The organism is Haloferax mucosum ATCC BAA-1512, from assembly GCF_000337815.1.
GTDB classification, from domain to species: domain Archaea; phylum Halobacteriota; class Halobacteria; order Halobacteriales; family Haloferacaceae; genus Haloferax; species Haloferax mucosum.
Genome location: NZ_AOLN01000014.1, coordinates 1 through 10,735, shown reverse-complemented (window position 1 = coordinate 10,735; position 10,735 = coordinate 1). Strand labels below are relative to the sequence as shown.

Here is a 10,735-nt window from a genome sequence, read left to right as displayed (position 1 = left end):
TTCGTCTGTAACCCGATGCGAACGTGAGTGTTGGCGACGGACTCGGTACGCTTCAACCCAACTAGGGTTCGTCTGTAACGAGTGGTTCGATTGCATCCACGAGGACCGGGGCACGCTTCAACCCAACTAGGGTTCGTCTGTAACCGTGTTTCGGACGCTATTATCCGCACTCGGACGGAGGCTTCAACCCAACTAGGGTTCGTCTGTAACTCGCCAAGGCAAATGAGTATGAGACTTTCGAAGAAGTTGCTTCAACCCAACTAGGGTTCGTCTGTAACGCGCGATGGCGTTTGTACAGAGCGTCCATCTGCCTGGCTTCAACCCAACTAGGGTTCGTCTGTAACCGGCTAAAGGCTACGAGCACCCGCATGGGGCACTCATAGCTTCAACCCAACTAGGGTTCGTCTGTAACGGCGGCGTTCATGTCCGCCAATTCCGATATTCATCTGCTTCAACCCAACTAGGGTTCGTCTGTAACCCAAACCTCGGGAGCACTGCAATTCCTCGCTGGTAGCTTCAACCCAACTAGGGTTCGTCTGTAACGCTATTTCATCCTCGCGTTCATCCGACCGCTGAGTGAGCTTCAACCCAACTAGGGTTCGTCTGTAACCATGGCAAATTCGAGTGCCACAGTCCCCATACAGGTGGTTGCCACTCAAATGTTTCCGTCGACCTCCAATAGTCCACAAACCCCGGGGGGGTTGACTGCTACAGAAACTGCGAATCGTCAGTCGGGTCGTCTCCGATAACGGTTCGTTCGACGTATTTATCGGAGCCAATCCGATAGATAATCGCTGATTCGTCCGGTTTCAATAGAGATTGCGTATGGTTTCGTATCGTTTCGAGGTCTCCCTCGGTAACCGCGCCCTCGAAGACAGAGTTTTGAACGTGAGTGAGATATTTTCTGAGGAAATTGAGCATCAATCGCGTTCGGTCGGCACGCATGTCGTAGACGACGATAATATACACCACAGCCTACCACCACCGTTTGAACGGGACGTACTCCTCACCAGTGAGGAGGTGCTTCTTGAGTTTGTATGCCTCAATTCGGAGGAGGTACTGGTAGCTCACCTTTCGGTTCAATTCTGGATGCTCGATAGTCTGTTCGAGCGTTTCCTCAAACGCCTTTGAAAACGTTTTCCGCCCGTCCTCGGTCAGTAAACAAGAGTTGAGGTCCGTTTCGAAATCAGCCGGCGTGAGTTGCTTCCGGTTGAGGAGTCGAAAGAGAACCCGGTCTGCGAGGAGTGGCTTGAACAGGTCTGCAATGTCGAGTGCAAGAGAGTATCGTCGCTCCCCCGGTTCGTGAAGATAACTTACGGCGGGGTCGAGCGCAGTTGCACGAATCGCGGAAACAACGTTCGCATACACGAGCGAATTACCGAACGAGATGAGACTATTGACCTCGTTTGTCGGCGGATTGTATTGCCGACCGTTGAAGACGAATCCATCCGGCAGAATGCTATCGAACGTCGAGTAGTAGGCACGTCGCGCGGTTGCTTCGACTCCCATACTCTCTTGTACGCCGTCCGCTTCGGTCAGACGGTCGGCGGCCGCATCCAGCGACGCGAGCTCTGTGTCGAACTCGTGGCCGCGAGAGTTGTAATATGACACGTTCGCCCGCATATTGTGAATACTCCCCTCGACGAATTTACGAGCGATATCAGTTCGTCGTGCAGTAGAATCGTACGCTCGAACTTGTTCGACGAGTGTTCGACCGGAGGTTTGGCCTCGTTTCGGCATAATCGACCCGGCGTAGTAGTCTTTCCAACCAAAAACGTGGATTGCAGTTCCATGTTGGTTGAGAAATGAGACGAGTCGAGTATTGTAGTCGATTTGGCCGTGAAGAAATATGGCCTCAGCCTTTTCAATTGGGAGATATTTCTTTTCGTCGTCAAGGGTCACGAGCCGAACAGTGTCGTTGTGTCGTTCGAGGCATCCGTCACTGAATATGTGGTAGTTTCGGTCCATGTTAGCAACTCCAGCAGAAGTCGTGATACGCACACGAGCCACAGACAGGCTTCTGTACCGCGGGTGGCGGCGACTCTGTCGTAATAATCTCGTACACGCCGCGAATCGCATCTTCGACGCGTTGTTCCGCCGCCGAAGTCAGTTCCACATCTTCCCGTTTCCGTTCTGTAGGATGTGCAAGTACGCCGGATTTCTCGACACCGACGACGTGCTTCAGATACCACAGATAGTAGAGCAACTGTAGTTTTGCGGGTTCGACGAGTGAAGAAGACGGCTTGACTTCCAGCACGCGACCATCGTCCAAGACATCGATTGCAATCGTACTATCAATCGAAACATGCCGTCGCTTCTCACTGTATGCGGTTTCATCGACGTGCGTTCCGCGAACAATCGCTTCGTTACCTCGGTCGATCTCGATATGGCGGCTGTGGAACCAGAGTTCGCGCTTGCAAACGACGTAATACTGCATCATGACGCCGGTCACCCGGAACGAATCGTCTCGAGTCTCATCTCTCGCAGTTTGTAGTAACCGTTCGACGGGGTCAAGTTCAGTCATAGGAACCGGTCCTCAACAGTTCGGTCTGTAACGACAAACCCAGTACTACGGTCGAAGTAGTTTTCGAATGCTCGCGTCTCGGCGCTGAGCACGCGAATTTGACTCTCTTCCTCACGGTCTGCGAGAGGTCGCAAGCTGGTGACTGCATCAGCCTCCGGTGAGTCATCGCGGTAGATTGGAATAGAGACTCGAAGGGGCTTGGTCGCAGTAAGGAGTCGCTTTACTTCTTCGAATTCGTACTTCTCGTAAGCAGTCTCCAGTGACGAGACGAGTTCGTGGTCAGCTTCAGTGACACAGATAAGGACATCGACTGTTTTTGTCTGCGTTATTAACGAAAGACGACCCAACGATTCCGCGTCAGCGGTATCAACGTACGCAGAGTACGCTTCCTTGCCGACGTTCTTTTCAGTATGGAGTCGGTCGTAGTAGTTCTGTACTGCCGTTCGAGCAACTGATTTGCCAGGAAGTGTTGTCTGGCCCTGCCGCACACTATCGAGGGCTTTGGCAGTCACAGGGGTGAGTGAAGGTCCTTGAAGGTCGTAGACTGCGACCGCAGGCGTGTGTGTTTGCGCCGCAGGCTGGGCAAGCCACCACACCGTAACATCCCCGCGTTCGTGCTCGAAAGAACGATTACACCGCCCGGCCGCTTGCACGATACTATCGACCGGTGCGAGGTCTCGATAGACGTTCTCGAAACTTATGTCAACGCCCGCTTCAACGAGCTGTGTCGTGACTGCAGTGACTGCATACCCGGCGCTTCGGAGTTTCTTGATAATTCGTATTAGTGCGAGTCTGTCGGTCGGGCGAAGTCGCGTCGAGAGGTGGACAAACGCCTGTTTCGGCGACTGGATAATCTGGCGGACAGTATCCTCGACTGGATCGGCGGAACCACTTTTCAGGGATGCGAAATACTGCTCTGCAACACTGACCGACTGAATTCGGTCAGTGACGGCCTCAGCCAGTTTGCGTGCGCTATCAATCGTATTGCATATCGCAAGAAGCGACTCACCGGACGCGGCCACGTCGGCAATTTCAGCCGCGGCAACGTCGTATTCGAGTGCTTGTTCGTCGCCTTGAAGGAACCGTTCGACCGAATCGTGGAGATGGTACCGGACGCGTTCTGCGGCCGAAAAATACTGTTCTGGGTCCGAAACAAGGGAAACCGAATCAGAAAATAGCTCGGGTTGTGTTGCCGTCATCGAGATGACGGTGGCGTCGTATTGTTCAGTGAGAACCGCTACAAGTCGAGGGACGAGTTTCCACCAATCGAGTGGGAGCGACTGCGGTTCGTCGAGGACGACGACACTCTCCCGGAGTGCAGGTATCTTCATCGACTGCGTATTCCGAGGCCCGGCCAAGCTTTCGAACAGTTGGACGAACGTGGTAACCATGATTCCCGCTCGCCAACTTTCGCCGAGCATTCCCGCAATATCGTCGTTCAAATCAGACACATCGTCGTCGCTGTCGCGGTATCCGAATCGAGTATCGGAAAGGTGGTGGTGGAGTGCAAGCAGACCGTCGGTACCGTCCGTATCAAAGATATCCTGAACTTCCGCGCCAACTTGGTCGATAATACTCGTGAACGGTAACGCGTACACGATACGGTCGCGGTCCGTCCGGTCACGAATCTCCAGTGCGGCGTTCAGACCGGTGAGCGTCTTTCCCATTCCCGTCGGGAGCGTAATCGTCGCAACGTTCGATTCGCTCTCTATGAACACCGAAACCGAGTCAAGTACGTCTTTCCTGGCACGCGATCGGAAGTAGTTGAGTCGTTCAGTCTGGGAACCGTCAGGGTTAGCATTTGGGTCTTCAATCTCATCGATATATTCAGCCAACGTGGTCGTTTTCGGGGTCGTACCATCGTAGACTGTACTCGACTGGGGGGCACCAGCGGCGCTCGTCTTGTCAGCGAGGACGAGGGTCCCCCAACACTCCAATAGCAAGCCGTAGAATTCATCGGTGAGAAAAGATGGGTCAGTTATCGGACGCTCGCCGTTAGTCGTGATGTGGTCGGCGATTTCTGTGAACAGAGATTCGTCGTTGACACAGGCTTTCGCAAAGTTCTGCCACGCATCCGCGTCACCGGTTGCTTCTTGGAAGATCGCAGTCACAAGCTTCGGCGCGTGCTCGTGTATATCCGAAATCTGTGCTTTGACCGGGTCCCATTTTTCAGGGTCGGGTCGGGCCGTCCGATTGAACAGATACTCCACGACGTTCGGGAGTCGGCCGTGGTGTTTCGCAACTGCGACGAAACCCGCGAGGCACGTCGCTGTCGAGTGGCCGGTTTCATCGAGTACGTAGTACGCGGCTAGAGAGCCAAGTGGTGCGTGGTACCGTAACTTCTCGTAGCGTGGTTTACCCGGTGACTCGCCGATGTACTGTTGGAAAAAAGTCGTCGCCTTGCCAACGTCGTGGACGAGCGCGAGACGTTGAATGACACCAGAAAGCAACATCCCATCGGGCGTCTTTGTGTCTTCAGGAACGACCATATCGATTCGGTCTCGGACGTCCTTAAGGTGCGCAAAGAGAAGCACGCCCGGTCGACCATCCTCGGCAGGGTGTGAGTAACGCCGTTCGTACGCTGACGTCATATCAGACGAACATCACCGTGTTTCCATCGATGATGTGTGTGTCGGGATTCCGTACGTTAACTGGGCCTGCATCGGGGTTGTATGCGTAACTCGTGAATCCAGTCGTCGTTCGTCCACCCGTATCGCTCGTCATGAACCCAGGTGACTCCTCGATTTGACACCGCGTTTCGGCATCTGGAACGATTCGGTCAATTGCATTCGGGACGGCAGAATCGACAGCAACGACGGAGTCAGCCGGCCCGGTCTCAACCGTAAACTGTCCATGGTACTCTATCTCCGCGAGATACTCGGACAGGCCGAGACTAGGAACGTAGTGCGATTTACCTTCATCGAGCATCTCGTGAAGCATGTCGAACCAGTCCGAGTCACGCAACCAGACGTACAGCCTATACGCCGGGTCAACGAGTACCTCGTAGTTGTGTTGTTGACGCGGTTTCGTCGGGTCAGGAATCTTGATACTGATCTTTCCCTTCGCATTCATTGACTTCATCGATTCATTCGCTGTCGAGAGCGTATTCACGGGAAGGTTCAGCGTTCGGAGCGGTTCGACGGGTTCGATTGCGACTGCCGAGTGCCCAGGTCCGAACAACTCGTAGTATCCATCTCGCTCGATACCGAGAACCGCCGCAAGCAAGCCAGCAACTGTCGTCCGTGGGATAATTCGGTAGGTCTGCTTGACGATGTTTCCCTCGACACGGCGAAAATGTCCCCACGGTCCCCGAATGGTGAGTGATAGACAGCGTGGCGGGTCGGCAGTTTCACTCTCGCCTTGGCTATCATCCCACTTGGAGAGCGTCTGTTGGTCCACAGTCAGTTAGGGAGCGCCGTGGTGTGTTCGTCGTACACGTCGATAGTGTGGACTGCGTCCGTCCCAAGCCGGTCCGCAAGCGCATCGTAGAGGACTTCCGGCCCACCAACGTCGTCATCGTGCGAGACAGACAGCACGTCGCTCGCGGCAACATGTACTCGCTCGATTCGGTTCGCAGACTTTTCGAGGCGAGCAACCAACGAATCGACCGATAGCGTTAGGTCACGAACGGTACGGAGTTGGTCGTCAGGCTTTGTTCGGCCGTCTTTTCGGTCGAGGTCGAGGTCTTTATCCAGCCCACCAAGATGGAAACTGTCGGTCGCGTACTCGACACGCAGATACAACCGCGGTTCTTGGCCGACCTTGCTCCGGCTAATCGTCTGGTTCTTGATTGCGCGCCAGCAGAGCGTATCCAATCGTTCGACATCCTCGGTTGTGAGATTCGTATCCGCGGCGGCGTGCTCGTCAACGAGGCCGTGGAATCTGATAAGCCCGTACTGAATCCGATGGTCGTCGAGGTCGAATCCACCCTGTTGTTTGTCGTCTTGCGTCGCAATGACGCTCGTGAGACTGTCGTACTCCTCGTTTTCGTTCACCGAATGCATCGACTTTCCGGGCGAGAACTGTACCGGTCCAGTGAAATGGTCCGGCAGTGAGCCGTATCTGTCGTCCAAATCTACGCTCATTGTCGCGCCAAAGTACCGGACGTCCACGCTCTCTTCGAGAAACGTTCGGTAGACCGCCTCTGAAAGTTCTTCATCGTCGTCGTACTCGTCGGGGTCAACCTCTTTGAGGCGGTTCTCCAGCAATTTTTCACGTGTGTACCGATTGCCTTCTTCTTGGACGTTCCGAATGTAGACGCCGTGGCCGTCCGCATCCAGTTGGTCACGAAGGTATCGTTTTAGGCGGACGTCGGTGACGATTGCTTGGTTCGTTTGGGGGTCGATTCGGGGGCGATTCGCTCCACTGAGTGGGTTCCCGTTCGGGTTCGCATCAACGGCATCGTACAGGAACACGATTTCTGAGCGGTTCTCGACGTGGTCTGAGTGTTCGGACATGGGTTAGTTGGCAGTGGGGTTCGGTTGGTCAGGTTCGCTGTTCGAAGTCAGCGGTCGGTCGTTCATACCGTACGTGAGACCGAGTGCGTAGTAGAATCGGAGGTCGGCAGTGTCGATGTCCCAGTCGTCCGGGTCAGGATTGATAACCGTCTCTCGAAGTCGGTCAACAATGTAATCGAACTTCGTTCCGGGATACTCTCTGCCGCCTTTCTTCTCCTGACGAGTGTACGTAATCGTTTTCTCAATCGCCGACTCGGTTACCTTCTTGATGCGGTTCCGCGTGACCGCTTGGACGGGGAATTGGTCCACGAGCGTCGTCGAGCGGTCGTGCTCGTATTCTTGGTATCCCCCGACAGCGCCGACGAGTGCGCCGAGCAGGAAAGACGCACATCGCTCGTCGTTTGTCGCAAGCGCTGGCGTGTCTTCGATGAACGATTCGAGCTTCTCTGTACCGGCGAAGCCGCCGTCTGTGATGGTTTTTACCATGTCTGACATAGTTCGTTGTCCGTAGGATGGTGGTTCGATAATCGGCTTTCGAGTGTCTGTCGCGTCAAGGAAACCGGGATTAGCATCCGCAAGTGCGCAGAGCTGTGCATACTGGCTGGCTACTCTGAAAACTGGGAATCCGTATTCATCGTCACCCGATTCTTCGATAATCCGATCGACGTACGATTCCAATAGAGTCGAAACCGGTATCGAGTCGCCGCTGAGAACTGCGACCAGCGCCAGTATCCGCGGGTCGTCCGCGCTCGCATCCGTGTCATCGTCTCCGCTGGGGAGCGTTTGGTAAAAATACGAACCCGAGGCGACTAACCCGAGGAATCCGTCATCAGAGAGGAGCGACCAGTTTTCGTGGGTTGGAAGTGCCGCTGTCCGCTCGTTTCCATCTCTGAAGGCTGTTGTCCGAAGTAGGTCGCGGTGAGCGGTGGCGAGCGAAGCAGGAAATTGGATGCGCCCGTTCATCGTCTCACCGAAGACATCGAACCGGGACATCTGATGCGGCATGACCGCAGAGACGTAGAACCGAAGCTTGTTTTCGTCCAGAGACTTCTCTTCGCGGAACTGATACGCGGTTTCGATTGGGGTGAGGCCACGCTCCGAGTCGTCCTCCGTGACCGTGTCGTACAATAGCTCGTAAAGCCGATACGTATCTTCAGCGTCCGGCTTGCCGAAAAAATACGGTAAATAGTAGACGCGAGCACCGAACGTTCGATAAGAGCATGCGTCGATGAACGTCTCAGCGTTCATCAGCGTGATTGCGGCATCTTCCGAAATTGGATGCGTTCGCCACGCTTGGTCGGGGTCGAAGCCAGGGAACTTCTCCAACTGCTTGCCGAGAAAGTAATTCAGGGGGTCCTGTGCCGTCCCGACAGTCCGTGTCTGTGCACCCGTGATAAGGTCGGTCGCTTCGCCAGCCGAATTCGACGCTTTCCCTTTGGAGACGAGTTTCGACAGTTTCCGACTTCGCATCGCGGCCATCGACACGTCGAGGTCGCCCGGCCACAGATACGGGTCGTCGTCGATTTTTACCTGGACTGTGAGAAGTGCCGTGGTGGAACCGCTGAGCGTCGCCAGAACATCGTGTTCGAGTTGTTCAAGCGTAGCCTCGTCTTCACCCAACTCGGCAAGGGAGTCGATAATCCAACCGTCTTCGTGTTCTTCTGCGGCCGGTTGAACAGCCGAGTCGGTTGCCCACTTAGAAAGTCGCTCTTTCGCGTAGCGAGCGAGTTTCTCCGGGTCGCTATTCTTGCCAGCTTGATGCGTGATGCTGTGGTCGATACCCCGTGCGGCAGGGTACTTGCAGTGTGCAACTTTCGGGATCAGCTCATCGGTGTACTTTGTCACCCAAACCGGACCTCGGTCATCGGATGCTAACGTGGGTTCGTCGCCGGAAAGATCGACTCGAACCACGATGAGGCTATCTGGTTCGTCAACGAGGTCGCTCGCGGCGTCCGGCGTGAGATACGGCGCGTACTTCCCGCCGCCGGTAGTCGCAAGCGTGTAGAGCGTTCCGTAATGGTGCTGAATATCCCGAAGTGAAGCAATCGGACGGTCTGGGAGTTCCTTGGCGAGTTCCGCGTCCGAGTACGTCTGTCTGAACGCTTCAGGTGAGAGCATCTGCTCCCTCCAATTGGCTTTCACTCGGAGCGGTTTTTTCGACGATGTTCGAAAATCCGAATCCCAACCCGTTGCGTCCACCGAGCCCCGTATCGAGCGCGAGATTGAGATGGCGGCGGTGTGAATCACTCCGAACACGGTAATCGAATCGCCACTTGCTCAACAGGAGATCAATCGTCGTTCCCGTGGTGACCGTTACGGGAAGCGCATACGTCTTCAGGAGGTCGTACCCCTCGAAGAGGTCACCGTCTACATCTGTTGGCCCGTCTTGATACTCGTGAGCGAACCGGTCGTGTTTGTGCTGTAAATTCGCTTGGATGGCTTCTTTGAACGGTCTAATCGTATGTTCAGGCCGCCAGTACGTTGCCGTGTCGTAGTCGGTCTCGATGCCGTACCGCTCACGATGCTCGGGAAGTATTCGAACGACAACGCCGGTTGCCGTCTCGATGACGCCACGGGTACCGGGTTCGCCAACATCGACGGAGAGTTGCGACAACTCATCGACTTCGAACGACATCTCACCGATGTTGAATGCGCGGTCTTGCTGTAAGTCCCGCGCGATAGTTGCGAGAAGGTCTTCCCGCGGAGAGGCGAAGAGCACAGAACGCCGGTCTCCAGCTCGAATCTCACCCCACGGGAAAATGTTGCTGAAGGCGAGTCCAAGTGGGTGGCCATTGTCGTGTTCACGGTCGAACTTCGACCCTTCGAGTGCCCGCCACACACGGCCTCTAAGTTTGTTATGGAACGCGTGTTGGTAGGTCGCGTCACACTGCGCGTTCAAGCGGACTAGCAAGCGCATAGCGGTGCATCACCTCCAAGATGATAGGTAACATCAGTCATATTAGTTGTTCTTTGAGCAGACATATAAATTCTAACGTGTCTAAAAATGGGATGAACCACTGACATACCAAACAGGCACAAACTACTTCACGTGAAGGGTCTGCATTAGTGGAACACTCTAATTTAGAACTTCTTGGTCCGTCAACCCCCCGGGGTTTGGGGGGCTATTGGAGGTCGACGGAAACTGTTGAGTGTGAGCAGTGTGTAGAGGTCTGTGTACCCCTGAATTGGGCATGGTTACAGACGAACCCTAGTTGGGTTGAAGCTGGTTCGGATGGTCGAAATCCTTACCACAGTTGTAGCGTTACAGACGAACCCTAGTTGGGTTGAAGCAAACAGGTTTCGGCGTGGGTTCTCGTCGTTGAGGGAGTTACAGACGAACCCTAGTTGGGTTGAAGCTGTGGATAGCGAGGAAGCAAGAGCAAGAACGACAAGTTACAGACGAACCCTAGTTGGGTTGAAGCACAGACGCCAATATCGAAGTCAGACTGTGGGATGAAGTTACAGACGAACCCTAGTTGGGTTGAAGCACGGCATGGAACCGGACTTTGCGGCCAAGAAGCGGCTGGTTACAGACGAACCCTAGTTGGGTTGAAGCAGTCAGTGCGGAGTTTGCCGTGATGTCTTCGATAAGTGTTACAGACGAACCCTAGTTGGGTTGAAGCGTCAGTGATGGTGAGTTCGATTGTAACCTGACCGTTGTTACAGACGAACCCTAGTTGGGTTGAAGCTTCGTCGTCTGCGGCGAACTCGTCGCCTGCGACGTCGTTACAGACGAACCCTAGTTGGGTTGAAG

8 protein-coding genes and 2 CRISPR repeat arrays are annotated in these 10,735 nt (G+C 54.7%); all 8 genes read right to left on the bottom strand.

All coding sequences use genetic code 11. The features are described from left to right. Positions 1-49 precede the first annotated feature (49 nt). Positions 50-610: a CRISPR direct-repeat array (repeat unit 30 nt; unit sequence GCTTCAACCCAACTAGGGTTCGTCTGTAAC). Positions 611-708: 98 nt separating this feature from the next. From cas2 to cas6, 8 genes are read right to left on the bottom strand one after another with little or no spacing between them, the layout of a single operon-like run. Beyond that, positions 709-972 carry a CRISPR-associated endonuclease Cas2 gene (cas2, locus tag C440_RS11645; RefSeq protein ID WP_008320687.1) on the bottom strand — a complete coding sequence of 88 codons (264 nt, stop codon included), beginning with the start codon at positions 970-972 and terminating at the stop codon, positions 709-711. Between the two features lie 3 nt (positions 973-975). Then, positions 976-1,968, bottom strand: a complete 993-nt coding sequence (gene cas1b / locus C440_RS11640; protein WP_008320686.1) for a type I-B CRISPR-associated endonuclease Cas1b — start codon at positions 1,966-1,968, stop codon at positions 976-978. 1 nt (position 1,969) lies between these two features. Beyond that, positions 1,970-2,524 carry a CRISPR-associated protein Cas4 gene (cas4, locus tag C440_RS11635; RefSeq protein ID WP_008320684.1) on the bottom strand — a complete coding sequence of 185 codons (555 nt, stop codon included), beginning with the start codon at positions 2,522-2,524 and terminating at the stop codon, positions 1,970-1,972. After that, positions 2,521-5,115 (bottom strand): CRISPR-associated endonuclease Cas3'', encoded by a 2,595-nt coding sequence (locus C440_RS11630; protein WP_049915773.1) that lies wholly within the window; start codon positions 5,113-5,115, stop codon positions 2,521-2,523. Before C440_RS11630 ends, cas4 begins: the two co-directional genes overlap by 4 nt. Position 5,116: 1 nt before the next feature. Continuing rightward, the gene (cas5b, locus tag C440_RS11625; protein ID WP_049915771.1) at positions 5,117-5,923 is read right to left on the bottom strand and encodes a type I-B CRISPR-associated protein Cas5b; all 807 of its coding nucleotides are present in this window, start codon (positions 5,921-5,923) and stop codon (positions 5,117-5,119) included. Between the two features lie 2 nt (positions 5,924-5,925). Continuing rightward, positions 5,926-6,981 carry a type I-B CRISPR-associated protein Cas7/Csh2 gene (cas7b, locus tag C440_RS11620; protein ID WP_008320681.1) on the bottom strand — a complete coding sequence of 352 codons (1,056 nt, stop codon included), beginning with the start codon at positions 6,979-6,981 and terminating at the stop codon, positions 5,926-5,928. Positions 6,982-6,984: 3 nt separating this feature from the next. Further along, positions 6,985-9,099 (bottom strand): type I-B CRISPR-associated protein Cas8b/Csh1, encoded by a 2,115-nt coding sequence (gene cas8b, locus C440_RS11615; RefSeq protein WP_008320680.1) that lies wholly within the window; start codon positions 9,097-9,099, stop codon positions 6,985-6,987. Next, positions 9,086-9,820 carry a CRISPR-associated endoribonuclease Cas6 gene (gene cas6 / locus C440_RS11610; protein WP_008320679.1) on the bottom strand — a complete coding sequence of 245 codons (735 nt, stop codon included), beginning with the start codon at positions 9,818-9,820 and terminating at the stop codon, positions 9,086-9,088. The genes cas8b and cas6 overlap by 14 nt, the downstream gene beginning before the upstream one ends. A 355-nt stretch (positions 9,821-10,175) precedes the next feature. Further along, a CRISPR array of direct repeats spans positions 10,176-10,670; the repeat unit is 30 nt; unit sequence GTTACAGACGAACCCTAGTTGGGTTGAAGC. Positions 10,671-10,735 lie beyond the last annotated feature (65 nt).